The sequence below is a fragment of the Dyella sp. LX-66 genome (assembly GCF_018599165.1).
Taxonomy (GTDB): Bacteria; Pseudomonadota; Gammaproteobacteria; order Xanthomonadales; family Rhodanobacteraceae; genus Dyella_D; species Dyella_D marensis.
The window spans coordinates 1-25,018 of sequence record NZ_JAHFVJ010000005.1 but is presented as its reverse complement, the minus strand read 5'-3'; the positions used below and the strand labels follow the sequence as shown (position 1 = coordinate 25,018).

Here is a 25,018-nt window from a genome sequence, read left to right as displayed (position 1 = left end):
ATTTCCGGTGCGCACGGTATCTGCCGCAAGCCTGCAGAAGACACCGTCTCGCCGGCAACATGCGCTACGGAGCGAACGTGGGCGGGTCCTTGGACGAAAGTCGATTACCGGCGCCACTTCGATGTGGTCGCGCCATTGTCTAGAACCGCTCGCCGATCAGATCCTCACTCTTAGCCCAAAGCTTCTTGGCGCTGTCCACATCGATGGCGTAGGAGCGAACGCCTCGGTACATGTCGCCGTTGTCGCTGATTTCGGCTGCGCGGCAATCCTCGCAATAGCGACCACCCACTACGCCTCCATCCGCAACGACTGCCGCCCAAACCGATGTCGCTGCGCCCTGCTGGACAGTCTTGAACTGAAGTGGCGCACTCCCAGCAACGTCGATAGACCCCAGGGTTCTGGTCAGCAGCGCCCGCATGTCGTCTTGCGTCAGATGCTTGCCCAGCCCGGTGTCACCAATAACCCCGGGCATCACCGCACACGCACGGATGCCCCGCGAACGGTGGCGGCGATCAAACTCGACGGCGAAAAGTACGTTGGCGGTCTTTGACCGCCCGTACGCGGTCCATGGGTCATACGAGGTGCGCGCGAAATGGGGGTCTTCCAGGTCGACGTCGGCCAGGCGATGACCTGCGGAGGACAGGTTCACCAGTCGCCCATTATCGGCAAGCAGCGGTGTGAGCCGATTGACCAGCAGGAAATGGCCCAGATGATTGGTTCCAAACTGGGTTTCAAATCCATCTGATGTACGCCCGAACGGAGTGGCCATGACGCCAGCATTGGCAATGATGATGTCAAATGGGTGGCCATCGGCCACGAGCTGGCTGCTGCAGGCGCGGACACTTTCAAGCGAAGCAAGATCGAGTGCGATCAGATCGAGGCGTCCTCCGGTGGCGTCAGCCACAGCCCGTACACCGATGGTGGCGCGTTCGGCTTTGTCGAGATCGCGAGCCGCGCCCACCACGGAAGCCCCATGCGCCACCAGCGCCCTCGCGGTCTCGATGCCAAGCCCCGCCGAAACGCCAGTGATGAGAATCCGTTTGCCGCGCAGATCGATGCCTGCAAGCACCTCCCCCGTGGTCGACGTGACACCGAAACGATTAGTCATGAGAGATCCCGAATTGGACAGTTGAGTAAAAGGTTGGGAGGGTAGGCCAACAGCTCCCATAGCGTTAGGTCAGGGCGCTCCCCAGCCGGATTCGCGCATGCAGCATCCGCATCTTCACGGCGCTTGCCGGGCACCGCATGATGACGGCGACGTCGCTGAGCGCATATCCCATGCCGTAAACCAGTTCCAATACGACGCGCTGATCGATTGTGAGGCGATCTAGAGCCGCGCCTAGCCGATTCCGCAGTTCGTCATGTTCGTTTCGGTGACGGCGGAGGCTTTGCCCATTGCACCGAGTGTCCTCGATGGGATCAAAGGCTTCCACGCCATAGTGGTAAGCAAGGCTCATGATCCGGCTAGAGACTCGTTCATCGTCCTGGAAAATATCGGCGTTCAGCCAGATGTCCCAGAAGCAGTCCTGGATCACCTCTGCGATCACATCCGGTCGCTTTATGAAGCATGTCAGCAGGCGGCACAGGCGCCCGTGATAGCGGTGGAATAGCGCTTCGAGGGCAGCACGCTCGCCGGCTATCACACGTCGGAGCAGTGTGCGCTCGGCCATGTCGGCGTCGATGCCGTCATCAGTCAACGATTGAGGGCGAGGTTTGGCGGGGGGCTTCTTGAACGACCGGCTTGCACAGGACATCGGCATGCGCTCTCCGCTTGACGGGCGTCATAATATCAATTGATAATAAAACACCTGATACGTTATCATCAAGACTTAGTCAAGCGCTGTTGCGATGGGCTGAGGTGTCGTATGCGCTCACCCTTACACCTCATTGGTTGGTGGCGGCGGTCAAGGTGGCCGCATCGTCGTCGCCCAATGACTTGATCCTCTGTTGGCCAGACAGGTCAATGGATCGGCACCCTTCGTCCCTGCGTATGTCGCCAAGGCCATGGGCTGGAGGTGGTGGCGAGCGATGGGGCTGGCCGCACGGCACCTGCTTCAAATGAAGAAAGCGATGAACAGCAAACCTCAAAGGAGGCATCACATGAAAGCAGTTCTTCTGAAATCCTACGGCGACATCGACCAGCTCGCGTTTGATGAAGTGCCAGTGCCGCAACCAGGGGCCGGCGAGGTTCTGATCAAGATTGAAGCTTCCGCGATCAATCCGTTTGATCTCATCCTCCGCCAGGGGTATGTGGCACGCATCATTCCCTTGCCACTTCCGGCCATTCTTGGCGGCGATGCGGCGGGCACTATTGCTGCTCTTGGTGCAGGCGTAACTGGCCTTGCCGTCGGCGACAGGGTCGTTGGTGACTTCCCTCCCAATGGCAAAGGCGCTTACGCTGAGTTTGGGGTCCTGGCCGCTTCGTCTGTCGCAAAACTCCCTAGCAATCTGAGTTACGAACAAGGCGCATCGTTAGTCAAGGTGGGGATCACGGGGCGACAAACGGTTGATGCACTTGGCGTCAAGCCAGGGGATCGTGTCCTGATCTCTGGCGCACTCGGGATGGTCGGGCGAGCGGCAATCCAGTACCTCCAGGAGATTGGAGCAAAGGCGGTCGCTGGCGTTCGTCCCGAACGGCTTGAGGAGGCGTGCTCGCTGGCTGGCGAAGCCATCGACATTACGAAGCCTCCGGTAGAAGCGGCATTCGATTTCGCTATCAGCACCGCACCCGCCGTTGCGGAGAACCTCGTCGCTCACGTGCGTGACGGAGGACAGATTGCGAGCATTGTCCCGGTACCCATGCAGGTTAATGCCGATCGTCGCGTGACCATTCGCGAGCTCATTCATCGCACCGATGTGACCACGCTGGATGCGGTACTCAAGGCGGCTTCCGAGGGCGTGCTTGTTATCCCAATCGCCAAGACGCTCCCGCTTGGCGAAGCTGCGGGCGCTCACAGCGTTGTGGCTGGCGGTGTACAGGGTAAAGTCGTTCTTAAGCACTAAGTCTTACGGGGGGTGTCCCATGAAGATCATCCGTAATGGATCGCAGGCCTCGGTGAAGGGGTCTGCAGACTTATTCACTGGTTCCGTTCGCATTGACAGCTTTTTTCAAGGAATCGAGCCCGCTCGCGCCGGCGGCGCCATCGTGACGTTCGAGCCTGGGGCACGCACGGCATGGCACACCCATCCGCTCGGTCAAACGCTCATCGTGACGTATGGCGTGGGATGGACCCAATGCGAGGGTGACCCGCGCACAGAGATTCGTGCGGGCGATGTCATCTGCTGCCCGTGCGGAAAGCGGCATTGGCATGGCGCTACCGCGACCACGGCGATGTCGCACATCGCCATTGCCGAGGCGCTCGATGGTAAGGCAGTCGAGTGGATGGAACCTGTGACCGACGAACAATACCTCTCGGGGCCTATCGTTACTGAGTAGCGCTGGCTTCTGGCGCCTCTGATGCGCGGGCGAATCCCGGGCGAGATGCCCCGTCGGCCTGAGTACAGCACCACTTTCGGAATTGCGTCCGTCATCTGAAAAGTTCGTGGTGATGGACGCAACCCTCGGGTCAGCAACAGCGATACGTTAACTGGGCCGACCCTTGCTGGGGCATCAAGTCACGTGGGGGCGAGTTCACCGTACCAATACGAAGCAGTGACGCCACCATCCATGAGGAAGTCGCTGCCGGTGATGAAGGTACCATCCGGCCCCATGAGCAATGCTGCAACGGCCCCCACCTCGTCAGGCGTTCCTCCGCGACCGACAGGGCATAGATCAATCATGCGGCGATAACCTTCCCCGCGCGGACCGCTGAGCTCATCCCGCGCGAGCGGGGTAAAAATGATGCCAGGGCTGATGGTATTCACGCGCGCCCCACGCTTGCCCCAGCGTACGGCCTCAGCCATCACGCGCAAGGAGTTACCTCGCTTGGAGAGCTGGTAGGCATGGAGCGAATCTTTGACCTGATCCGGCTGCAGAAAGGGCAGGGATAGCAACTGATCAGCTGGCGTCTTTGCCAGCGCCTCATTCTGCTCGACCGGGAGGGCGCCTAGGCGATGGCCTGATTGCGAGGCGATGACGATGCAAGAGCCTCCACGTGCAATGACGTTGCCGAACGTTTCGAGGATCAGCGCCGTGCCATACAGGTCTACAGCCAGGATCGTTGCGGGTGATGCTTGCGAAGGCGATACACCGGCGGCGTGAATGACGCCCGTCACATTCCCCAGCGCTGTTGCTTCCTCGACCAGAGCAAGGACCGACGTCCGGGAAGAGACGTCGACCGTGGTCGTGCTGACGGTGAACCCTGCATCCTCGTCGGGCAATGGCTTGGCCGATCGATCCCGGCCCGATCACAACGATGACATCACTCATGAGAATCTCCTTGTGTGCGCGAGCACAATTTTAAGCGAGCCGTGGCGCAGCTTGGCATTTGTGGGCTCATGGAAGGCCTGAGCTTAAGTAGCTCGCCCACCGACGCGGTCACGTCAAGCTTGGCGCCATCTTTGGCTACAGAGGAAGCTCCGATGTTTGCTTAATTTTCTGCATAGGGATTTCTGTCTTGACGCTTTGGATGCCGGCAATGCGATTCAAGTGCTCCACCTGGAATCGCCGATAAGCCTCGAGGTCGGCAACCACGACCCGCAAGAGGAAGTCGCAGTCGCCGGCCATCAGGTGGCACTCAGTGACCTGGGAGAGGTCTTTAACCGAATGGATGAAGTGATTGACGGTATCCTCGTCCTGCCCTTTGAGCCAGACGCGCGCAAACACCGTGAAACCAGCGCCCACCTTGCTTGCATTGAGCAGTGCGACATAACGATCGATGAAGCCGTGCTCCTCCAGCTGGCGAACACGTCGAAGGCAAGGGGAGGGCGAGAGGCCGACCAGCTTGGCCAGCTCGACATTCTGGATGCGCCCGTCCTGCTGCAGGGCGCGCAAGATGCGACGATCGGTGCGATCAAGCTTCAGTGACATGGCATTGCTCTAAACCAGGATATGCTGGCACAGCATGCCACGATCCTGGCCGGCTTCCGCGTCTACGCAACCCGATTTCAAAGCTGGTTCCATAAGCTGCCCTCCCATCCTGAGGAGTGAGCATGCGCAACCACCAACCCCATTCCATTGTCGTGAAGGCCATTCGCAAGCGCGACGAAGCGTGGCGCGGGCTTGTTGAGGCCCTGCCGGTCATGGTCGGCTTTGTGCCCTTTGCTCTGGTGCTCGGCGCGCAGGCGGCGCAGAAGGGCTTCTCCCACTTAGGCGTCTCGCTTATGACGGGGCTCAACTTCGGCGGAGGCTCCGAGTTCGCCGCCATCGAACTGTGGACATCGCCCCCACACATTGGCCTGATCGTGGCGATGACCTTTCTGGTCAACTGTCGCCACCTGCTGATGGGGGCAGCCTTGTCCCCGCTGATCCGGCACCTTCCGCTGCGCAAGGCATTGCCCGCCCTGTTCTTCATGTGTGACGAGAGCTGGGCTATGGGATTGGCCGATGCGCGTAAGCGCGAGGCCGACCCAGCCCGCCAAGCGTTGAGTCTGCCGTTCTACTTCGGCGTCTCGATCGGTCTTTATCTCACCTGGGTGGTGTTCACCACGTTAGGCGCAGCGGCCGGCCCCTTGCTCGGTGACATCCGCTCCTACGGGTTCGATATGGCTTTCCCGGCGGTGTTCCTGGTGCTGCTGCGCGGCATGTGGAAGAGTGCTCGCGGCTCCTTGCCATGGCTGATCAGCCTTGTCACTGCTGCGGGCATTCACCTTCTGGTGCCTGGTGCCTGGTTCGTCGCTGGCGGCGCGGTCGCGGGCATGCTGTTCGCATATGCCATGGCGAGGCCTTCATGATCGAAGCCCAGACGCTCCTGGCCATCGCCCTGATGGCCTTGACGACCTATGTGACACGAATCCTGGGCTATTTGGTGCTTCGCCATCGCACGCCTGGCGCGCAAGCGGTGGCTGTGATGGAGGCCGCGCCCGGATGTGTCCTGATCTCGGTGATCGCGCCGGCCTTTGTGTCATCCCGGCCAGAGGACCTTGTCGCGCTGACCATCACGTTGGCCGCGGCTATCCGCTGGCCCATGTTGCCGACCGTCATGATTGGCGTTGCCAGCGCGGGCTTGCTCCGACTCCTGGCGGGCTGATGATGACGGCGCAAACCATGGAAACCCGAGAGCTCAGGCTCATGACCCGGTACGGCCAGGTCTATGCACGGCAGTGGCGGCCGGCCTCGGCTGATGCGGCGAGCGAGGCGCCGATTGTGTTGCTGCACGACTCGCTTGGCTGCGTCCTGTTGTGGCGCGACTTCCCCGAGCGCCTCGCCTTGGCGACCTCGCGCACCGTCGTTGCATACGATCGTGTTGGTTTTGGGTGGTCCGCGCCACACCCCGGCAAGCTGGAACGGAACTTTATCCGCGAGGAGGCGAGGGATACCTTTCAGTGCGTGCGGGAACAACTGGACATCGATAGATTCGTTGCCTTGGGGCATAGCGTCGGCGGCGGAATGGCTGTGGGGTGTGCCGCTGAGCACGCACAGGCATGCGAAGCCATAGTGACGCTGGCCGCCCAGGCCTTCGTCGAAGACCGCACAGTCGAGGGCATCCTCAAGGCTAAAGCAGCCTTCCAATTACCGGGGCAGCGTGAGCGGCTCGCGAGGTATCACGGCGACAAGGTGGACTGGATACTGAGCGCATGGATTGACACCTGGCTGGATTCAGCCTTCTCCTCGTGGACGCTCGACGACGATCTGCGCCAAGTCCGCTGCCCCGCGCTCGTCATGCATGGCAGTGCGGACGAATATGGATCGGCTCACCATCCTCAACGGATCGCCGCGTCAATCAACGGGCCTGCAACGCTCGAGATACTGCAAGGCTGCGGGCACGTGCCGCATCGGGATCGACCGGAGGTGGTGCTCTCGCTGATCCGGCAACAGCTGGCGCGGCCGCTATCGCCTTAGTCGGCCCTCTCTATCACTGTTCACTCAATGGAGCGTGAGCGCCGAAGGTGGCAACAGCAAAGTCCAAGAAGCTTCGCACTTTAGGCGTAACACGACGATCCGGTGCGTAAAGCACGTGCATAGGGCGGGTGAGTGGCCGGTAATATGGAAGCAACTCGACCAGGCGCCCATCCTCCAATGGTGAGCGCACCAATTCTTGCGGCTGCAGCATGATGCCGAGGCCGGCCAGGGCGGCGCAGAGCAAGGCTTCACCGTGGTCCGCGGTGAAGTGGCTCTTGATCGGAACGCAGATCTGTCCGTGCGGGCCGTCAAACGTCCAATGCGTGCGCAGGTCCGTATGGGAGAAGCCTAGGCATTCGTGCTGCTGCAAATCCCAAGGCGTTTGCAGGGTGGGCCGCCCCTTCAGATATGCAGGGGCCGCGCACAGCACCAATGCATAGGGCGCTAGGGGAAGGGCTACTAGTCCACTGTCGGACAGGTGGCCGACACGAAACACGATGTCGTAGCCCTCGTTGATCAGATCAACCATCCGATTGGCAAAGGTTAGCTCGACCTCCACCCGAGGAAATTGCTTCACGTATACCGGTAAACGTGGCGCCAGGGTGTGCATGCCAAAGCTTACCGGGGCATTGATGCGCAATTTCCCAGTGGGCGTGGCCCGTGTCTCCGCTGCCAGGCTTTCCGCCGCCTCGACCTCGGCAAGGATGGATTTGGCGCGCTCAAAAAACGCGCGTCCGAAGTCGGTCAGGCTTTGGCGTCGCGTCGTGCGATTGAGCAAGCGCACCCCAAGGCGCTGCTCAATGGCCTGGATGTGCTTGCCGACGAACTGGGGCGACATGTGCAGGGCATCCCCGGCTGCGCTGAAGGACCCCAGTTCGACGGATTTGACGAACACGGCCAAGCTCGTGAGTCGATCCATTTGAAATATAGAGTTTCGAATGAAGAAATATATTAGCCATTTATCTTCACTTGGCTCAAGTCCAGAGTGCTGCCTGCATTCCATGCGGCGGGACCGCTATGAAAATTGCTGTGATCGGTACAGGACGTATTGGTGCCGCCTACACCCGTGCGCTGGCCGAAGCGGGGCTTGAGGTGGTAGTGGGGCATCGGGATCCAGCTAAGGCGGCGATGCTAGCCGCAGAGCTGGGCTCGAAGGTGGAGGGTGGAGGGATTGTTGCCGCCTGCAAAATTGCCGACATCGTTCTGCTGGCCCTGCCTTACCAAGCGATTGCCGAAGTGCTTGCTATGGCGGGCGACCTCGCCGGCAAGACCTTGATCGATGTGAGCAACCCCATCAGTGCGGATTTCAAGGACTTGGTTGTTGGACTGACCAACTCCGCTGCAGAGCACATTCAAGCTGCGGCGCCGTCCGCGCACGTCGTCAAGGCTTTCAACACTATCTCTGCCAAGCTCGTGCCAGTTCCGGCGCACGACCGTGGCAAGTTCCAAGTCTTTATCGCGGGTGATGATGAGGCTACCAACGCCCGGGTCATTGGGCTGGCTCGGACCCTCGGTTTCACTCCCGTCTATGCCGGCTCGCTGCACAACAGCCGCTTCTTGGAGCCGATGGGGATGATGAACATCCAATTGGCTTACTTCCTAGGGCATGGGCCACTGGTGGCGCCCTTTTGGCAGGGCATCGGATAAGGCCGCAGCACACTGTCTTTTGACCAACCGTCACTACATTCGACGTTTCCGAGGAATCCCGATGTCAGCAGAGCAGAACAAGCAGGTGATGGATCGCTTTGTCACCTTCATCAACACGGCGAGCCATGCGCTTGCACAGGACCTGGTGTCGCGCGACGCCGTCTTCCATGTGCCTGGGCGGCCGGAGCCCGTGCGCGGCCCAGAAGGCTATCTTGAGATCATAGGGATGATGCGCTCGGGATTTCCGGATATTCAGTGGAGCCTCGAGGAAGTCATCGCCGAGCAAGACAAGGTGGCCGCACGCTTCATCATGCGTGGCACTCATAGGGGCCATTTCTTTGGCGTTCCGCCCACGGGCAAAGCGATCGAAGTGCAGGCCATGAATTTCTATCGGCTCAAGGACGGCCAGTTCATCGAGGAGCGAGGGCAACCCGACCTACTGGGCCTGCTTCAGCAGATTGGCGCCATCTCGGCGTAGTCATATCCCGCATCCTGCCCAGACGCACGCGCGGCGTGTCTAGGCGAGATCGGGATGTCATTCGAGCGGCGGTACGTCGATGCCGCGAGCCTTAAGCGAGTCCAGCACTTTCGACAGCAGGCGCAGGAACTCCGCCCGCTCCCTGGCCGGCAGATCTTCGAACACGGCAGCCGTCAATAGCTGAGCAGGGCCGAGTGCGGTCTTGACGTATTGCGTGCCCTCCGGAGTGATCTCGATCAGCGTGACCCGACGATCCGCCTCGTGCGGCATGCGGCGCAGCAGGCCTTCTTTTTCGAGCCCATCCACCAGCACCGTCATGCTGCGCGGCGACATGCCGTACTGCTCGCCGAGCTCCCCCATGCTCACCGGCTCTCTCTTGTTCCACAAGCCAAACAATAGACCGGACCGAGGAACGGTCATGCCGCCGCCATCAGGCAGATTGGCGCGAGCCCAACGATTGAAGCAGAAGGCCACGAGTGGCAATACGGACAGGAGCTTGCGGCTCACTGCGGAGACGGTTTTGGGTTCGGACTTTCCGGGGCGCGACGTACTAGGCTTCGACGTTGACATCTGAGTTTGTATCAATTGATAATGAATGAGTTGATAGTGAATTCCTGGATTTTAGCACCATGCGTCCCTGTAGCAGAGGAAACGACTTGAGCGCCCAAGCCACCATTCGCCCTGCCATGACGTTCTTGTTGGGCGGGGATCTCATTGTCGATCGGCTTGGCTTCGGGGCCATGCGCCTCGCTCAAAACGGTTGGGATGGTCCAGCCCGCGATCCCAAAGTTGCCGTCGGCGTACTGCGCCGCGCACTGGAGCTCGGTGTCGATCATATCGACACGGCTGATTTCTATCGCAGCGGGGATGGCGCCGTGCACGCCAACACCCTGATACGTGAAGCGTTGCATCCGTACGCGCCGGGCCTGGTCATTGCCACCAAGGTCGGGCCGAGTTTCGGGCCAAACGGGCCGTTCTATGGCCCGGCTAGCGGGTTGCGCGCTCAGGTCGAAGCCAACCTCAAGGCCTTGGGGGTCGATCGCCTAGACCTGGTCTATCTGCGCGTCGGAATGATGACCCCGCCGCATGGCGAATCCATCGCAGAACGTTTCGAAGTGTTGGCCAAGCTGCGTGACGAAGGGCTCATTCGGCATCTCGGCCTGAGCAACGTCGACGCCCAGCACCTGGACGAGGCGCGCGCTATCGCACCGGTGGCGGCCGTGCAGAACAGCTTCCATATCGCCAAGCGTCCCGAGCTGGATGTCTTGGTCATCTGCGAAGCTCATCGCATCGCCTTTGTGCCCTATGGCCCGATCGGCGGCGGCCATGACGACCTCCACCTCCGCAAGCTCGCCGATGTTGCTGCCCGGTATGAAGCAGGCGTGCAGCAAATCGCGCTGGCATGGCTTCTGGCTTTCTCGCCAGTCACGCTTGCGATTCCGGGTACCGGTTCAATCTCGCATCTGGAAGAGAACGTCAGTGCGAGCACGATTCGGCTGACGTCCGATGATTTCGCCGAGCTCACTCACGGCTTCGGCGCCAGGGAGAGCGCCCACGGATTAGAGCTCGGATGACCCGAGCCCCACACCAGGTGCTCGATTCACGTTGGGCGCATATGGCATCTACTTCCCAGGGGTTTTTTCGGAGTTTGCCGGGCTCCCCGCGAGAGCGGCGAACGTGTTCTGTCCTGGATGCCAGAAGACAATGAATCTTTGGTTTCGTCTGTTTCGGCTATTGATCGGAAGCCTCTTCAAGTCGCGTTTGGGTACGCCACTGCAAGCCTCGGCCATGCACTTTCGTGTGCTGCCTACGGATATCGACCTGAACCTGCACATGACCAACAGCCGCTATTGGAGCGTCTTCGACTTAGGCAGGATCGACCTGTTGCTGCGGGCTGGCCTGGCACGGGTCATGCTGAAGGAGGCCTGGGTGCCGATCATTGGTACGGCATCGATCCAATTTCGGCGGGAGCTCAGGCCACTTTGCAATTACAAGCTGGAGACCAGGCTGGTCGGCTGGGAAGGGACCCGATGGGTCATCGAGCATCGTGTGCTGCGCGGCGTTGAGGGAGCAGTCGTAACACGGGCCTTGCTGATTGCCGGTATGTACGATCGGCGAAACAGAAGATTCATTCCAGCTGCGGAAGCCTTAGGTCGGGTCTTTGACGGCAATCTTGATTCACCGCCGCTGAGTGAGGCGGCGAACGCGTTGATCAGTGCAGACGCCGCGCTTAAGAGCGAATGATTCTGCCCACCCCGATAAAGCCAACGTAATGTGGTGTCTTTGATTCACGGCGTGAGGGCGGCGTGGGATGCTCGCTTGCGTTGCTCAGGGATTCTGCAGCTGATGCTCGCCGGAGACCTTTGTTGCCGGAAGTGGCGAAGGGGCCCTTGATCTCACTGGTACGCCCCCCGATTCCGTAGACACCTGATGGTGTCTATTGAGGATCGGAGGATCTATGACCAGCAAGCGTTTCACCGACGAGTTCAAGGCCGAGGCGGTCAAGCAAGTCAGCGAGCGTGGGTATCCCGTGGCCGAAGTGGCCGAGCGTGTCCGTTCACAGCCTTTATGCATGGCTTCGTGAGCGCGGCGTCAGCCGCGATGCGCGCAAGGCGCAGAAGGGCGTTGACCTGGTGCAGGAGAACGCTCGGCTTCGTGCCGAGCTGCGTCGCGTCGAAGAGGAGCGCGACATTTTAAAAAAGGCCGCCGCGTACTTTGCCAAGGGGTAAGGGCGAAGTACGCCTTCATGCAGGCCCATAGTCAGCAGTTTCGTGTCGCGCAACGTGCATCGCGACTTGACCGAGGCCGGCGAACACATCAGTCGCAAGCGGGTGGAGCGTCTGATGCGAAAACATGGCCTTCGTTCCGTGCGATCTCCGCTTCGACGTCGCTACAAGGGCGGAAAACCAGCAGTGGTCGCGCCCAATCGATTGCAACGCCAGTTCAACGTCGAGCACCCTGATCGAGCGTGGGTCACTGACATCACGTACCTGCGCACGGCCGAGGGCTGGCTGTATCTGGCCGTGGTCATCGACCTGTACTCGCGTGCAGTCATCGGTTGGTCGATGAAATCCAGCCTGGCGCGCGAGCTGGCAATGGATGCGTTGTTGATGGCGATCTGGCGGCGACATCCCGCACCAGGCGTGGTGATCCACTCCGATCAAGGCGTGCAATACGGCAGCGACGACTGGCGTCGCTTTTGTCGTGAACACGGCCTGGAAGTCAGCATGAGCCGGCGCGGCAACTGTTGGGATAACTCCGTGGCGGAGTTGTTCTTCAGCAGCTTGAAGAAGGAACGCGTGCGAGGCCGCGTCTACAGCAGTCGCGAGGAAGCACGCAGCGACCTGTTCGATTACATCGAGGTTTTCTACAACCGGAAGCGCCGCCATGGACATCTGGGAGGCCTTGCGCCAATGATGTTCGAGGCGGCTAACTCAAAATCCAGCAGCTAACCGTCTACGAAATGAGCTGCCCTGAAATTTCTGGTCCAGATCCAAAGTTCATAGACTTATGACGAGGAGACTGGACCATGCCCAAGAAGCGCTTTAGTTCCGAAGAGATCATCCACAAGCTGCGAGAGGCCGAGGTGCTCTCGTCGCAGGGGCGAACCATCGCCGAGATATGCCGGCAACTCGGTGTTGTGGAACAAACTTTCTTTCGCTGGCGCAAAGAGTATGGCGGCCTGAAGGTCGATCAGGCCAAACGACTTAAGGATTTGGAGCAGGAGAACGCTCGCCTGCGTCGGGCGTTGTCTGATGCCGTCATCGATAACCAGATCCTGCGCGATGTCAGCAAGGGAAACTTCTAAGCCCGGTGCGCCGTCGCCAAGCTGTGGCCTATGTGCGCGAGCACCACGGCCACTCCGAGCGGCGGATTTGCCGGGCACTACATATCACTCGTTCTTCGGCGCGTTACGTGCCGCAGCCACGGGACGACGAAGCGGCTGAAGCTTGCTGCTTAAACTAACCCTACATCTGGACCAGTTAGTGCAGGCCACTCAGGTGTACTGCAGTCCAGCAACGAATCGCAGCCAGGGCTCCTGTCCCGTAGCATAGATGTAAGCCGTCTTGCAGCCGATTTCCCCCTCGATCCTCCCGGCGTTCTCCTGCTCGCTGCCGGATCCGGGCAAGCGTCGCGATTCGTCGTCCTTGTGGCTGATCGGCTGCCATCGTGTGAGGTACGATACCGTGCCACATCAGCTAAGGGGGTGTTTGATGCAGACTCGAGCACGAACCAGGCCGCAAGGCGCGGCACGGCTTCGGTTATTGATCGATGCTGCTGCGGACATGTTCCTGGAGCAGGGCTACGAGTCGGTTTCGCTCGACGAACTCATCAATCGCGTCGGTGGCTCGAGGCGCAATATCTACGCTCACTTTGGAGGCAAACAAGGCCTGTTTATCGAGGTGGTCAGGAAGCTTTGCGCGGAGTTGAGTGAGCCAATCGAACAGCTGAATCTCTCCGGCGGCGACATGTTCGCCGCGCTTCAATTGTTTGGTCACCGCACCCTGCAAATTGTGCTCGAGCCCCGGGCACTTGCGCTGCACCGACTCATGATCGCTGAGGGACATCGATTCCCGGAGCTTTCGCAGGTCATCTGGAGCGCTGGCCATGATAAGGCAATTCAAATTTTGGCTGCGTCGATGGAGCGGCGGCGCGACGAGTTGCGCCCCGATATCGAGCCGCTCGTCCTTGCTGCCACGTTCGTAGAGGGGCTTGTGACAGGGCTGCAGTTGCAGGCGCTCATTGGGGGGCGGCGGCAACCATCGGCGGAGGCGGAGATTGATCGTCAGGTCACATCGACGGTTGCGACGTTTTTAACTGGAGCGTTACGTGAAAGCCAGCCTTACGCATGAGAATTTGCTCCATGCATGCGTGCCCTTCGGCAGTTAGAAATCAAGGTTTTGCATGATGAGACGCCACGAGCAGCAAGTTGCGCCTACTGTCGGCTAGGTCAAGGCGTCCTTGCGAAGGCGCCGGACGTGTGCGCTGGCCAAAAAGTGGAGCGCGCCCTTTTTCTGAGGTGCGGAAAGACTTTATTGCTACAGCGAAACGTTGTGTATCGTCGCGCACCCCGTGCCCACAGGGTGCGCGCATATATGCCTCCGCCTTATAGTGGTTTCTAACGGCGCGTCAAGCCGCCATCGACGGCGAAGATTTGGCCGGTAATGAAGGCGGCTTCATCGTCGGCGAGGTAGGCCACCATGTTGGCCGCATCCTCGGGAGTTTGTTGACGCTTGAGGTTCTGGAATTGCAGGTGATGTTCAAAGAATTCTTCGCTTAGGTTCCGTAGCGTGGTCGGAGTACGAACCACGCTCGGCGCGATCGCGTTAACCGTGATGTTGTAGCGTGCAAGATCAGTCGCCAATGCATGGGTAAAACCATTAATGGCCCCCTTGGTCGACACATAAGCCAAAAACGAAGGCGGACTTTCCCAGTAGCTCGAAGAGGACATGCTGATCACGCGCCCCGCCTTTGAGTGCTTGAGGTCCTCGACGAAGGCTTTCGCCATCAGGAAGCAACTGCCCGCATTGAGCGAGAACAACTGGCGCCACTGCTCAAAGGAGGTGTGCTCCAGGTCGGCAATCAGTGCTATCGCTGCATTGTTGACGACGATGTCCACGCCGCCGAACTCTTGGCGCACTGAAGCGGCGAAGGCATTGACCTGCGCCTCATCAGATACGTCGCATTGCATGCTATAGAAGCGTCTTCCGTGGGACTCGACTAACGCACGGGTTTCGTCAGCTGGATTGAGGTCAGCGACGGCGATGTGGGCCCCTTCTTTGGCCAGCTTGTAGGCAATGGCACGGCCAATGCCCGCGGCGCCGCCGGTGATTACGGCGAGCCGCCCTGCAAGACGTTCAGACATCAGATGACTCCTGGGATAGTTGAAAGGCAAGGCGCTTACGTATCTAGGCCGCCTGCTTAGTGCCGCAGAACGATCTTTCCTTCGGTCCCAGCGGCCAGTGCGAGATGCGCTTCACCTAGTTGATCGAGCGGAAAGGTCTTTGCGACAGGAATCACCAGGTCCCCATGGGCAACCGTATCGACGATGGCTTGCAACATCACGGCATCGTCGTGGTGAGCGACCATCTGAATGGTCACTGGGCGGCCCGCGCCCGCACCTTCGGGAGTAAGCACAACACTGGCGATACGTCCGCCATCACGCATGTGGTCGATGATCGCCACGGCCGCCGGCAGCGCGGTGCCTATTGCAAGATCGAACGACGGTTGCGCGGGCGCAGTCATATCGATCGCCTCACCGACAAGCTCTCGAGCCTTCTCAAGCTGATGCGGCAGGACGCCAGCGACGGGATGGGCACCCAATGACTTGAGATAATGCACCGCCGTGCGGCCAACGCCACCGAGAGCTCCGGACACCAGTACGCGATCCCCTGCTTTGACGCCTAGGGCCTCAACGGCTTGGCGCCCAGTAAGGCCCACAAAGGGTAAGGCTGCCCCTTGCTCGAAACTCAAGCTGTCGGGGAGATGGGCAAGCCCCGACAGGCCAGTCACGCCGTATTCGGCATTCGAGCCCCTGCCGGTGGGATTGAAGCGTGCGACGACGCGATCCCCCACGCGATAAGCGGTAACACCAGGGCCAACAGCCTCGATGACGCCCGCGCCATCGCCACCAAGAGTGGCAGGCAGTGCCAAGGGGATGAATTTGGCCATGAAGCCTTGGCGCAGCATCAAATCGAAGTGATTGACCGCTGACGCGACCAGTTTCACGAGTACTTCGTTGGGGCCGGGCTGTGGGGTGGGGATCTCCTCAGCTTTGAACTGATGAATATCGCCGTAGGCATGCAGTCGGATGGCTTTCATGGTGAGTGCGCCCTCTATCGGGTGGTGGAGACAAATTCTGGTACGGTACTGTACCATACCAATTTGCTTTGGGAATGTTCAAGCTCAATTCGGCTGGGCTCGGAGACGCATTTCTATGGGGGAGGTGGTTGCGCAATCGGCTGGCGCACCGGTGCCCGTCGGACTCGATGACGTGCGCGTGCTCTTTGACCCCATCCGATAGGGCTGCGGCCCGACACCCCATTCGGGCCGCCGACAGAGTGGCCACTCCCGGATTTTCGTACCACAGGCCTGGCACCTAGGACCGCAGCAGGCGATCACGCGTGATAATTCATCATTATCACGCGTTATATTTTGCTCCATTCGGCGCTTGACATAGTCAAGTTTTGGTACGTAAATACGTATTACGTAATACGATACGAAATAAGCAGGAGAGGCTATGGCACGGGCGGGGCTCTATAAGACCGAAGTCAAGACGGCGCGCGATGGACTTCTAGCTCAGGGCCTACGCCCCACCATCGACGCCGTTCGTGCCGCCCTGGGACACAGCGGCTCTAAATCCACCATTCACCGCTACCTCAAGGAGCTGGAGGCGGAGGAGGGGGCTGGCGTTGGCCACGGCGTGCCCGTCAGCGAGGCGCTGCAGCATCTAGTCGCCCAACTGGCCGCCCAACTCACGGAAGAAGCCGAGACGCGTATAGCCCAAATCCAAGCAAGTCATGAGGCGGCCTTGACCAACGCAGCTGCGGCCGCCGCTGAGCAGGTCAAAGAGATCCGCTCTCTGAGCGACGAATTGCAGCGCACCGCAACTCAGTTTTGCGAGGAGCGCGAAGCCCATGCCACCACCACCACCACACTCCAGGAGGCCCGCGCGCAGGTCATCACGTTGACTGAGCGCACCGCTGGCCTGACTGCCCAGGTGCTTGCGCGCGAAGATCAGATTCGATCGGCAGAGGAAAAGCACCAGCAGGCCCGCGAGGCGCTTGAACACTTCCGCCGCTCCGCCAAGGAGCAGCGCGATCAGGAACTGCAGCGACATGAGCATCAAACCCAGGCCCTCCAGGTCGAATTACGACAGGCGCAAGACCTGGTTGCCGGAAAGAACCAAGAGCTCTTAGAACTCAATCGCGACAACGGGCGTCTGATCGAGCAGGTCAGTCAGGCCGATAAAGCCCTGCGGTCCTTGCAGCGAGAACATGAAGCAGCCGCAGTCCTGGCCAAGGACGTGCCGACACTGCGCCGCGAGAACGAAGGTCTCCGCCATCGCCATGTGGAACTGATGGCCGAGCGAGATACGCTTCAAAATCAGCTCGAACGACGTGAAAGCGAATGGCAAGCCGAGCGTGCCGCCTGGCAGGAGGGGCAGGGGGAGCGTAACCAGCAGTTGGAGCGCCTGCAGGCCATCGAGACCCTGCTGGCCCAGCTCAAGCCCTCGCAAGATCCGACGCAGGGGGCGCTGGAGGTATAGCGGGGTCGCCTCAATACCTGGCTACTAGCCTGTAAATTGCAGCAAAAAAAAGGGGGCGTTGTTCGCCCCCCTCCTTAATCACTTCTCTTTGAAGTGATGATTGTTCAGGCTGGGCGGAAACCGCTCACCTTTTGAAACATGCCGGTCGTTCTGCGAGCCTGCATACAGATTGGTTGCATCGTTGTATTGGCCATAAGTCCCTGTCTTCGGGCATTCCTGGCCGGACCAATACTTTCCACCACTCATGATTGTGCTCTCCGTAATTGGTGAAATCCCATGTATCACGCGTCAGAGCAGAAAGGCTTCTGACGGCGCACCATCCTACGTCGCACATTGCCGCACTTTTTACTAGGCCATTCGATATACGAACATTTCCTATTCACCGCCCTCTACTCAAAGGGGGCGGGGCTTCAACCAGAAGCTCCATTTCATTACATATTAATGGGGCAAAGACTCCAATTGGACCGATCCTGATAGCTCCACATGAACCGGCACGGCGCTTTGGCGCATCGTCCAACCCTGCTAACGGAGGATCTCAGGCTTGCAGTCTTCGAGGTAAGATAGAACCCTTCGACTTGACCGTGCGAATACCCATGTTCTCATTTCTTAAAAGTAAGAATCGAAAGTTACACGAGATGGAGGCTCTCTATGCTAGATCAGTAGCCATGACAAACTCAGCCGAACTTAGGAAAAAGGTCGAGATTGTTGCGATCGATGACCAAGATTTCTATCCGGAGACGAATCTACGAAACGCCGGCTTCAATGTCATCACACGAAGAGATATTCAGCAGCTACACGAAGTCGATCCATTCTCCATCATTCTGTGTGATGTAAATGGCGTCGGCACTGCGCTAAATTCAAGTTCTCAGGGCGCATTTGTTATACAAGAAATCATTGCAAACCATCCCGACAAGATCGTGATCGCCTATACTGCCGGCGGACTCAATCAGGCAAATGTTAGGCTCGCCAAACAAATGGCGCACGGTTATCTTCGAAAGGATGCGCCCATTGACGAGTGGCGAGACCTCCTTGACGATAGAATTAAACTTCTCGTTAATCCCATTGAGATGTGGAAGTCACTCAGAATTCGGCTCCTCACGAAGGGAATCGAGCTAATGGATCTTCTTCGGCTAGAGCAGGTAGTGTTGGCAAATGTGAATGCCGGGGCAACCACCACAAAAGAAGCCTTGACCAAGGCGTTAAAGAGTGAAGGATCCTCGCTCTGGAAATCCGAAGTGACGAAATTTGTTGCATCCAAAGCCTTCGACTTAGCCTTCACCTTCGCTAAAAACCAAATGCTAGGCGCCGCATGATCGCCGAATCCATTGTTGAAATGCTAGTTTTCCCCTATAGAGTTCAACAGCAAAGCACTGGCGACTTGCTCTTCGAGTCAGAGGGTTCATTGTTCGCCTGCCCAGCCTACAGCTCAGCAGCCAAAGACTTCTTCAGATCAATAAAAGGAGAGGGCTGGCAACGATGCCCTGACGGTTACGCGGTATACTCCAGAAAATTCCCAGGCGGTGATGGAAAGCTACTGGTCGTTCATGGACTCAAGATCCATGGCCTATCTACTCGACAAGGTCGAGAGATTGGGCTGACGATTAAAACTGATCGATCAAAAGTAGTCGAGCACGTCGATGCGTTCATCGCGGCCGTCACAAGCACTAACGAAGCCGTCCAGAATGCCCTAACAACAAGCATTCATGAAATTCGCAGTGTAAACGCAGCGCTGTATCACTGCTCCGTCGAACTTCAATCGAGATTATCAAATCAAGGGTACGTAGAGGCCCTATCGCGAAATGCAACTGCGCTCTCAGAGCTTCTTTCAGCAAGGATTACTCTCATTGATGCAATGGCAAGCGATACATTAGTATCTGGAATAGATCGAAAGCCGATCGCGATCTACAAGAAATTCGATAAGATGCATCGATGCTACCAGGCATTTAGTCGAGCGAAGAGGGTTGACCTGAAAATGTCAGGCGATAGTCGCCTTGAGGTTGCAGGGGATGATTTGACGGAGCTCATACCCATGCTACTGATAGATAACGCAGTCAAGTACGCGCCAGACAAATCGACAGTGGCAATTGAGGTGGTTGATCGATGGCAAAAAATCTCATGCCTTGTCAGGTCGTGGGGGCCGAAGCTCGAGAAAGGTGAAGAAGACCTCATATTCTTAAAGGGCTACCGAGGGGAGCATGCTCGCTCTGCTGACACGAGCGGCAGCGGCATTGGCCTGTATTTTCTTCGATTGCTCGTGGGAACTCATAACGGCACCGTCGCGGTGTCGCAGGGCGAGCAGCGCCAGACGATCAAAGGACGCCCTTACCATGAGACTACGTTCGAGCTTGAGTTCCCCTCGTGGGGAGCCTGACGTAAAGGAAGTGTCGCGATAGCCGCACGCTGCCGGTGGCAAAATGGACGTCGGCAGCAGTGAGGATGCGCCCCAAGCGCCTCCCAGCAAGACAAGCGCCTCCCAGCAAGATTCGTTCTTGGCGCAAGCTAGACGCCGATCCTGCCATTCGGACTCACTTCCGAGGCATGTGCGGCATGGGTAGCTATCGGCGCCGCCGGCGCCCGGACGTAGCGGAAGTGGCGAGTAGCCTGGCTCAGGCCGGCGCCGATCGATCGACGCTTAGCGGAAATCCAGATCGCAGTTGTCCTGCTCGCCCTCTCGAAGCTGTGCGAGACCCTAGAGCATTGCCCTGCGGGCTGGCGTTACCTGATCGGAATCCTGTTGGCGATTCCGGCGATCGGCTTCGGTTGGTGGAAACTCATTGGATGAGCGTCGGGGTCTTTACTCCCTGGCGCGCGGAGCTTCCGCGGTGGAAGCCTGCTTGGCTCGATGCGTAGACGACGTAGCGCCGCCTTCGCCGGTCCGCCGGCGAGGGCGGCCCAATGAGCTGATCGGCCGATCGTCCCCCGACCCGATCAGGCTTGGTGCGCGTGTAATCTGATACGCGAAGCCGCGAAGCCGCCACATCTCTACGCAAAATAAGTCTATACAATCAATCTATTGCAAGCCAAAGTGCCGGTTTTTGTATGTATCCCGGCCTACCCTCAAAACTGGCTTTTGCCCGGCAAAGGGCTGTTCCTACGTACAGATGTAATTTTACATAATATACAGGGTGCCCCTGATTACGCGAAAAAGAGGCCCTCTCCGCGTGAGCTGACGAGTAGGGTGCAGTGACCCCCAGCGTCAGTGCGAGCGCAGCAGCAACCTGCGCAAGCCGAAGCCACACCCGCTTCATTCGCTGGTCGCTCTCGAACTCGGCGTGCAGCCTTGCAACCCACAGTGCGGCGTCTTCCCCGCACTGTTCGCACATCAGCGCGATGGACGCGTCATCCGGCTTCGCGTAGCCCGTGCGCCAGTTGCTTACGGTGGTGCCTTTAGCCTTTCCGAGCCGTTTGGCGGCGGCGTCAAGGTTCGGGATGGAGCACGCTTGCATCCACTTGTCAAGAAGTATTTTTGCGCTCGACATATCCAACTCCAGTTGACACCAACTCTAGTTGGAGAATATACAGTGCCCCGCATCCAACGCCAGTTGGAGATGACAGGGGACCAAGGATGACCGCTCTAGCCCTCGCATGCGTGGCCCTGCCGGCCTTGTGGCTGCGCCTCGCCTTCGAACCCCTCCTGAGCCGGCAACGCGATCTGCGCGCCGAGGGCTGGCTCTGATGTTCTGCGCCGATCGCGCCTCCTTCATCTACTACTTGCTGCACGCCTTCATGTTTCCTTTCGTGATGGGCGCCTTTTTCATGGTGACCGCGCTGCTTTTGGCGTACCCCATCTCGCCCTGGTTTCGTGGCCGCCGCCGTGGTCGCTGACTTCGATGGCATGCACGCGCCTGTGCGCTCGATTTCCGAAGCGCCTGGCACGTTCGACTCCCGACTTGCCCAGCACGTGAGCCGTGTGGGGGAGGGCGAAAATCTCGTCCTCCGCCACGCGGCCACCGTGTACGCCGAAGGCGTGGTGGCTGGTCTTTCTCTCGCCGTGGCCGCGCTGCAGCGCCGCGAGCGTCTTATCGATTACCTCAAGCGGTGGGAAGCGCGCCTGCGCACCTGCCTGGAGCGCGAGCATGGCGTGTGACGTTGAACTGAGCCGCTGCATAGCGGCGATGGGTGATCGTGCTGACGCGTACGCGAAGGCCGGCCACGCGAATCTCGAAGGTGCTTTCCTGGCGTGCCGCCTCATGCTCATTGAGGCCGCATTCGAAGACGGCGTGGAACTCGGCGCCGACCAGCTCGGATTCTCGTTCGGGGTGGTGGATGTTTGACGCCCTTGACGGCAAGCGCGACCTGTACGCGCTGATGGGCGAGGGCAGGGGAGCCGCGCGCGGCTCATCTGCGCTCGACCTACCTCCACCGCGCATGACGTGGAAGACGCGGTCTTACGCGAGCCCTGCCATGCAGGCGCTTCGTGCGATTGGTGCGCGCCAGGTGCGCGAATACGCCGACCAGCTCAACGCGATGGATGCGCCCTTCCAGCAGATGGCGCGTGAGCGCTTTTTTAATGGCCAAGACACCGGGCGCGGCTGCGGTGTGGACCTTGCGAGCGCAGCGAGCGAGGGGCGCGCCGCAGGCGCGCCCACGGAACTTGACCCATATAAAACAAAGGGGCCACGCCCCCGCGAAGTCCTCGAAATAGACGTCTATTCCACACGCATCCGGCGTCTTCAAAAAGCTGTGCGCAACTCTGCGCACATTCTCGACAGTGCCGCGCACTGCGATGAGCAGAACGTGCGGTGGCGCCGACTGTTCGTGACGTTGACTTATGCCCGCGTGGAGGATTGGAAGCCGGGACACATAGGGGACTTCACGCGTCTCGTGCGCAAGTGGTTCAAGCGCCACTGCGGTGGCACGCGCATGCGCATGGTGTGGGTGTTGGAGCTACAGAAGCGCGGCGCGGTGCACTACCACTGCATGATCTGGGTGCGCGCCCGCGACTACTTTCCCAACCCGCACAAGCGCGGTTGGTGGCCACACGGTTTCGCGCACGTGCTGAGCAGTAAGGTGACGATCAACCGGCCGGTCTCTTACATGGCCAAGTACGCGAGCAAGGCCAGCGTGCAGCAGGCCATGAGCGTGCCTAAGGGTGCACGCATGTACGGCGTGTGTGGCCCCACCGAAGAGGGCAAGCGCGTGATTCGTTGGTGGCGCGCGCCGGTTTTCGTGCGCGATGCGCTCGGTGGTGCAGCTGACATTCGAAAGGTTCTCGGCGGCTACATGGACAAGCAGACAGGCGAGTTCGTGCGGTCCGAGTGGAAAGTGACGATCACGCCATCGGGGCGTGTGTTCGCATGGCGGGACATGCCGCCCTTAACGGAGACAGTGCAATGAGCAACAAAGACGATTTCCAGATTGAAATTCTTCGGCGCGAGCCGGAGCCCAAGAAGTTCGAGCGCGATGGCGTGGTGCGCCACTACTACTCGCAGTGGGCTGAGCTGACGGTCGATGGCCTGCGCACCTCGTTCGAGTTTTCCAGCGACGAGCCGCTGCCGCCGGGTGCGGCGGTGATCGACCCGCGCAGCTTCTCCGTGACCAACGGCCGCCTCGGGCTTTCGCGCGTGAAGCTCTTGCCGGTCGTTCCGGTGGTGAAGCCTTCGGCTTCTTCGCCGGCCGCGCAGGCCAAGGTTTAAACACCGGGGGGTGCAGGGGGAACCGACGTTTCCCCTGCGACTTTGATCTAACGCATTCCGCTGTGGTGGTGAGCCATGCCGAATCTTGTTGCGACGTGTGCACCTGAGAACGTGGACGCCACTACGGGCACCTGCTCGCACGTGGAGTGGGTGAATTACGTGGGGGGACTGCCGCCCCTTTCTGCGGCCGAAGGCACCGTTATCTCCGGAATCATCATCGGAGTGTGGGGCATCGGTTTTCTCGTGCGGCGCATGCGAAAAACTGTGGAGGAAACAACATGAAGAAGTTCATCTCGAAGGTGGCCAACGGCTACAACGCCGCCGGCCTCGCCCTGTTCGGCGCGATCAGTTCCAGCGCGTTCGCGCAGACCACCGACATGACCACCGCGTTCAGCGGCGAAGTGACGGCCGGCAAGGGCCAGCTGTACACCATCGGCGGCATCGTGCTCACGCTGTGCGCGATCGCACTGCTGATCGCGATGGCCAAGCGTTCGGCGAAGTGATGTGCAAACCCGCCTGGGCAACCAGGCGGGTTTTCTTTCAACGGGAGGGCGACATGGAAGGCTATCTGGTGATGCTCGCGTTTCTTCCGGCGGCGTGGCTGATGCTGTCATGACCAGCGCCGCCCATCTCTTTCAGCGGCGCGTCCTCTTGGGCGCGCTTCTGTTTTTCGCTTCGGTGTTCGGTGTGCGACTTGCGCATGCGGATGATGCACAGTGCTACGCGAACATGATGGCCGCCATCGTTCCGAACGAGAAGTTCAAGAACGACAACTATGCCTTCTACCAGCGCGATAGCGTTGTTGGGCATTGCGATTCGGGTGGCGGTTGTGCTGCGTTGTTGAAGTATCACTACGGTAATCAGCCTCCGGGTGCGGCCGGTGCTGATACGCCCTCATTTACGTGTCAGGCTGGCGATCAGCCCACGCCGCCTGACCCTTGCAAGACTGCCTCGCCCCGCCACGGCTTTATCGAACTGGATACGAACGCTACGGGCTTCGCATGTGACGGCCAGTGCTCTTACGCGCTCACCGAAGGTGATCAAACGTCGAACGGTCTTGGTCAAAGTGTGATGTCGGGTACGTGGACACCTACAGGCGGACACTGCTCCGCACCGACTCCCGGTTTCGGTGATGGCGCGCCTCAGCCGCCGAACCTATGCGGCAACGCCAGTTGTATGAAGCCGGACGGCGGTGTCTGTTCCAAGGACAGCAAGGGCAATTCGATGTGCGTGGACGGGCCTACCGCTACTGGCCCTGGTGGTTGCAGCGGCACGGACGCCGGCGCGATCTGCGCGGGTCCGAAGCCGCCGCTTCCTACGCCGCCGCAGTTGACGCAGATCACCGATCCCGCCACGGAAATCACCGGTAGCGATCACTACACGCAGCAGACGACATCGAGCGGCGGCGGCCTGCCGATCGTCACGCCCATCGTTGTCAACACCTACGGCGTGGGCGGCTCGCAGGATGCGCCCACGACCAGTGGGCAGACGGCCGGTGACAAGGGGCCGCCGCCGGCCAGCAGTTCAAGCACGGGCACCAAGCCGCAGGCGAACACCGCCGCTGGTGGCGGTGATTGCGGCTCGCCGCCGGCCATGACTGGCGATGCCGCGCTCGCGATGATCGCGCGACAGGAATGGCTTGCCCGCTGCGGGCCTGATAAGGCCGACAAGAATGGCAATGGCCAGCCGGATTGGACCGAGGTGACGGATGCTGACAGCGAGCGCTACGGCACGACGGACACCAACCCGAGCAGCGTTTTTCAAGACAAGGATGTGACGCTCGATAAGGTGGATCAAACCAGTTGGGCCGGTAATTCTTGCCCGGACATCGGCACCGCCGAAGTGTTCGGCCAACAGTGGACCGCCGCTGACCCTCAGTTGTTCTGTGAGTGGCTCCGCAAGGTGCGTGCCGTGGTTCTTCTCTTTGGTGCGATTGCAGCGGCGACCATTCTCGCCCTTGGGAGTCGATGATGCCTGCGCTTATTGCCTTGCTTGGCCGCATGCTGCTTTGGCTTGTCTCAACCTATGCCGGGCAGTGGGTGCTGAAA

Annotated in this window: 31 protein-coding genes and 1 pseudogene; 22 read left to right on the top strand and 10 right to left on the bottom strand. The window is 59.6% G+C overall.

The features are described from left to right. Nucleotides 1-139 precede the first annotated feature (139 nt). Both KK141_RS11165 and KK141_RS11160 read right to left on the bottom strand, forming a co-directional pair. Nucleotides 140-1,108 carry an SDR family NAD(P)-dependent oxidoreductase gene (locus tag KK141_RS11165; protein ID WP_214572348.1) on the bottom strand — a complete coding sequence of 323 codons (969 nt, stop codon included), beginning with the start codon at nt 1,106-1,108 and terminating at the stop codon, nt 140-142. A gap of 64 nt (nt 1,109-1,172) precedes the next feature. Beyond that, a complete protein-coding gene (locus tag KK141_RS11160) occupies nt 1,173-1,760 on the bottom strand; it encodes a sigma factor-like helix-turn-helix DNA-binding protein (protein ID WP_250901709.1) in 588 nt (195 codons plus the stop codon). Nucleotides 1,761-2,100: 340 nt separating this feature from the next. Here KK141_RS11160 and KK141_RS11155 point away from each other — a divergent pair, with 340 nt between their 5' ends. Next, nucleotides 2,101-3,003 (top strand): NADP-dependent oxidoreductase, encoded by a 903-nt coding sequence (locus KK141_RS11155; RefSeq protein WP_214572349.1) that lies wholly within the window; start codon nt 2,101-2,103, stop codon nt 3,001-3,003. Between the two features lie 19 nt (nt 3,004-3,022). After that, nucleotides 3,023-3,436: a cupin domain-containing protein gene (locus KK141_RS11150; RefSeq protein WP_214572350.1), complete on the top strand. Its 414-nt coding sequence runs from the start codon at nt 3,023-3,025 to the stop codon at nt 3,434-3,436. 179 nt (nt 3,437-3,615) lie between these two features. Here KK141_RS11150 and KK141_RS11145 read toward each other — a convergent pair whose 3' ends face one another. Together KK141_RS11145 and KK141_RS11140 are read right to left on the bottom strand one after the other, a co-directional pair. Further along, nucleotides 3,616-4,320 (bottom strand): SDR family oxidoreductase, encoded by a 705-nt coding sequence (locus tag KK141_RS11145; protein WP_214572351.1) that lies wholly within the window; start codon nt 4,318-4,320, stop codon nt 3,616-3,618. Nucleotides 4,321-4,504: 184 nt separating this feature from the next. Continuing rightward, nucleotides 4,505-4,969, bottom strand: a complete 465-nt coding sequence (locus KK141_RS11140) for an Lrp/AsnC family transcriptional regulator (RefSeq protein ID WP_214572352.1) — start codon at nt 4,967-4,969, stop codon at nt 4,505-4,507. 122 nt (nt 4,970-5,091) lie between these two features. On the opposite strand from KK141_RS11140, the gene KK141_RS11135 reads away from it, so the two are divergent. Genes KK141_RS11135 through KK141_RS11125 form a run of 3 tightly spaced genes read left to right on the top strand, consistent with a single transcriptional unit; the run spans nt 5,092 to nt 6,940 of the window. Then, nucleotides 5,092-5,832 carry an AzlC family ABC transporter permease gene (locus KK141_RS11135; protein WP_214572353.1) on the top strand — a complete coding sequence of 247 codons (741 nt, stop codon included), beginning with the start codon at nt 5,092-5,094 and terminating at the stop codon, nt 5,830-5,832. Then, nucleotides 5,829-6,128 carry an AzlD family protein gene (locus KK141_RS11130; protein ID WP_214572354.1) on the top strand — a complete coding sequence of 100 codons (300 nt, stop codon included), beginning with the start codon at nt 5,829-5,831 and terminating at the stop codon, nt 6,126-6,128. The genes KK141_RS11135 and KK141_RS11130 overlap by 4 nt, the downstream gene beginning before the upstream one ends. After that, entirely contained in the window at nt 6,128-6,940 is an 813-nt protein-coding gene (locus tag KK141_RS11125; RefSeq protein ID WP_250901708.1) for an alpha/beta hydrolase, read from the top strand. The genes KK141_RS11130 and KK141_RS11125 overlap by 1 nt, the downstream gene beginning before the upstream one ends. Nucleotides 6,941-6,953: 13 nt before the next feature. Here KK141_RS11125 and KK141_RS11120 read toward each other — a convergent pair whose 3' ends face one another. After that, nucleotides 6,954-7,835 (bottom strand): LysR family transcriptional regulator, encoded by an 882-nt coding sequence (locus tag KK141_RS11120; RefSeq protein WP_345777612.1) that lies wholly within the window; start codon nt 7,833-7,835, stop codon nt 6,954-6,956. 122 nt (nt 7,836-7,957) lie between these two features. On the opposite strand from KK141_RS11120, the gene KK141_RS11115 reads away from it, so the two are divergent. Both KK141_RS11115 and KK141_RS11110 read left to right on the top strand, forming a co-directional pair. Then, nucleotides 7,958-8,587 carry an NADPH-dependent F420 reductase gene (locus tag KK141_RS11115; RefSeq protein WP_214572356.1) on the top strand — a complete coding sequence of 210 codons (630 nt, stop codon included), beginning with the start codon at nt 7,958-7,960 and terminating at the stop codon, nt 8,585-8,587. Between the two features lie 61 nt (nt 8,588-8,648). Next, nucleotides 8,649-9,065: an ester cyclase gene (locus KK141_RS11110; RefSeq protein WP_214572357.1), complete on the top strand. Its 417-nt coding sequence runs from the start codon at nt 8,649-8,651 to the stop codon at nt 9,063-9,065. 57 nt (nt 9,066-9,122) lie between these two features. On the opposite strand, the gene KK141_RS11105 is transcribed toward KK141_RS11110, so the two are convergent. Next, the gene (locus tag KK141_RS11105) at nt 9,123-9,572 is read right to left on the bottom strand and encodes a MarR family transcriptional regulator (RefSeq protein ID WP_345777613.1); all 450 of its coding nucleotides are present in this window, start codon (nt 9,570-9,572) and stop codon (nt 9,123-9,125) included. Between the two features lie 149 nt (nt 9,573-9,721). Between KK141_RS11105 and KK141_RS11100 the strand changes: the two genes are divergently transcribed. The 5 genes and pseudogenes from KK141_RS11100 to KK141_RS11080 all read left to right on the top strand — a co-directional run bounded on the left by KK141_RS11100 (nt 9,722) and on the right by KK141_RS11080 (nt 13,918). Further along, on the top strand, nt 9,722-10,639 hold the full coding sequence (locus tag KK141_RS11100; protein ID WP_250901707.1) for an aldo/keto reductase: 918 nt from the start codon (nt 9,722-9,724) through the stop codon (nt 10,637-10,639). Between the two features lie 130 nt (nt 10,640-10,769). Continuing rightward, nucleotides 10,770-11,309, top strand: a complete 540-nt coding sequence (locus KK141_RS11095) for a thioesterase family protein (RefSeq protein ID WP_214572358.1) — start codon at nt 10,770-10,772, stop codon at nt 11,307-11,309. 214 nt (nt 11,310-11,523) lie between these two features. After that, a pseudogene (locus KK141_RS11090) lies at nt 11,524-12,517 on the top strand (IS3 family transposase). A 77-nt stretch (nt 12,518-12,594) separates the two neighbouring features. Continuing rightward, nucleotides 12,595-12,873, top strand: a complete 279-nt coding sequence (locus KK141_RS11085; protein ID WP_214572359.1) for a transposase — start codon at nt 12,595-12,597, stop codon at nt 12,871-12,873. A gap of 406 nt (nt 12,874-13,279) precedes the next feature. After that, on the top strand, nt 13,280-13,918 hold the full coding sequence (locus tag KK141_RS11080; RefSeq protein WP_284733884.1) for a TetR/AcrR family transcriptional regulator: 639 nt from the start codon (nt 13,280-13,282) through the stop codon (nt 13,916-13,918). A gap of 266 nt (nt 13,919-14,184) precedes the next feature. On the opposite strand, the gene KK141_RS11075 is transcribed toward KK141_RS11080, so the two are convergent. Next, nucleotides 14,185-14,931 carry an SDR family oxidoreductase gene (locus KK141_RS11075; protein WP_214572360.1) on the bottom strand — a complete coding sequence of 249 codons (747 nt, stop codon included), beginning with the start codon at nt 14,929-14,931 and terminating at the stop codon, nt 14,185-14,187. Between the two features lie 56 nt (nt 14,932-14,987). After that, complete coding sequence (locus tag KK141_RS11070) at nt 14,988-15,887, bottom strand: NADP-dependent oxidoreductase (protein ID WP_214572361.1); 900 nt, start codon at nt 15,885-15,887, stop codon at nt 14,988-14,990. A gap of 418 nt (nt 15,888-16,305) precedes the next feature. On the opposite strand from KK141_RS11070, the gene KK141_RS11065 reads away from it, so the two are divergent. Then, nucleotides 16,306-17,334, top strand: coding sequence for a DNA-binding protein (locus tag KK141_RS11065; RefSeq protein ID WP_214572362.1), 1,029 nt, complete (start codon nt 16,306-16,308; stop codon nt 17,332-17,334). A 78-nt stretch (nt 17,335-17,412) separates the two neighbouring features. Here the strand turns inward: KK141_RS11065 and KK141_RS11060 are convergent, their stop codons facing one another. Next, complete coding sequence (locus KK141_RS11060; RefSeq protein ID WP_214572363.1) at nt 17,413-17,580, bottom strand: YjzC family protein; 168 nt, start codon at nt 17,578-17,580, stop codon at nt 17,413-17,415. 419 nt (nt 17,581-17,999) lie between these two features. Between KK141_RS11060 and KK141_RS11055 the strand changes: the two genes are divergently transcribed. Both KK141_RS11055 and KK141_RS11050 read left to right on the top strand, forming a co-directional pair. Continuing rightward, the gene (locus KK141_RS11055; RefSeq protein ID WP_214572364.1) at nt 18,000-18,647 is read left to right on the top strand and encodes a hypothetical protein; all 648 of its coding nucleotides are present in this window, start codon (nt 18,000-18,002) and stop codon (nt 18,645-18,647) included. Further along, nucleotides 18,644-19,705: a HAMP domain-containing sensor histidine kinase gene (locus tag KK141_RS11050; RefSeq protein ID WP_214572365.1), complete on the top strand. Its 1,062-nt coding sequence runs from the start codon at nt 18,644-18,646 to the stop codon at nt 19,703-19,705. The genes KK141_RS11055 and KK141_RS11050 overlap by 4 nt, the downstream gene beginning before the upstream one ends. 634 nt (nt 19,706-20,339) lie before the next feature. Here KK141_RS11050 and KK141_RS11045 read toward each other — a convergent pair. Beyond that, nucleotides 20,340-20,813, bottom strand: coding sequence for a hypothetical protein (locus KK141_RS11045; protein ID WP_214572366.1), 474 nt, complete (start codon nt 20,811-20,813; stop codon nt 20,340-20,342). A 196-nt stretch (nt 20,814-21,009) separates the two neighbouring features. On the opposite strand from KK141_RS11045, the gene KK141_RS11040 reads away from it, so the two are divergent. The 7 genes from KK141_RS11040 to KK141_RS11015 all read left to right on the top strand — a co-directional run bounded on the left by KK141_RS11040 (nt 21,010) and on the right by KK141_RS11015 (nt 24,941). Further along, nucleotides 21,010-21,159: a hypothetical protein gene (locus tag KK141_RS11040; RefSeq protein ID WP_214572367.1), complete on the top strand. Its 150-nt coding sequence runs from the start codon at nt 21,010-21,012 to the stop codon at nt 21,157-21,159. A gap of 127 nt (nt 21,160-21,286) precedes the next feature. Beyond that, a complete protein-coding gene (locus KK141_RS23090) occupies nt 21,287-21,421 on the top strand; it encodes a hypothetical protein (RefSeq protein WP_284733883.1) in 135 nt (44 codons plus the stop codon). Next, nucleotides 21,411-21,608 carry a hypothetical protein gene (locus tag KK141_RS11035; RefSeq protein ID WP_214572368.1) on the top strand — a complete coding sequence of 66 codons (198 nt, stop codon included), beginning with the start codon at nt 21,411-21,413 and terminating at the stop codon, nt 21,606-21,608. Before KK141_RS23090 ends, KK141_RS11035 begins: the two co-directional genes overlap by 11 nt. Continuing rightward, a complete protein-coding gene (locus KK141_RS11030; protein WP_214572369.1) occupies nt 21,601-22,671 on the top strand; it encodes a hypothetical protein in 1,071 nt (356 codons plus the stop codon). The genes KK141_RS11035 and KK141_RS11030 overlap by 8 nt, the downstream gene beginning before the upstream one ends. Continuing rightward, entirely contained in the window at nt 22,668-22,970 is a 303-nt protein-coding gene (locus KK141_RS11025; protein ID WP_214570669.1) for a hypothetical protein, read from the top strand. The genes KK141_RS11030 and KK141_RS11025 overlap by 4 nt, the downstream gene beginning before the upstream one ends. A 278-nt stretch (nt 22,971-23,248) precedes the next feature. Then, nucleotides 23,249-23,473: a hypothetical protein gene (locus KK141_RS11020; protein WP_214570670.1), complete on the top strand. Its 225-nt coding sequence runs from the start codon at nt 23,249-23,251 to the stop codon at nt 23,471-23,473. A gap of 109 nt (nt 23,474-23,582) precedes the next feature. Next, nucleotides 23,583-24,941, top strand: a complete 1,359-nt coding sequence (locus tag KK141_RS11015) for a hypothetical protein (protein ID WP_214572370.1) — start codon at nt 23,583-23,585, stop codon at nt 24,939-24,941. The last annotated feature ends 77 nt before the right edge of the window (nt 24,942-25,018 follow it).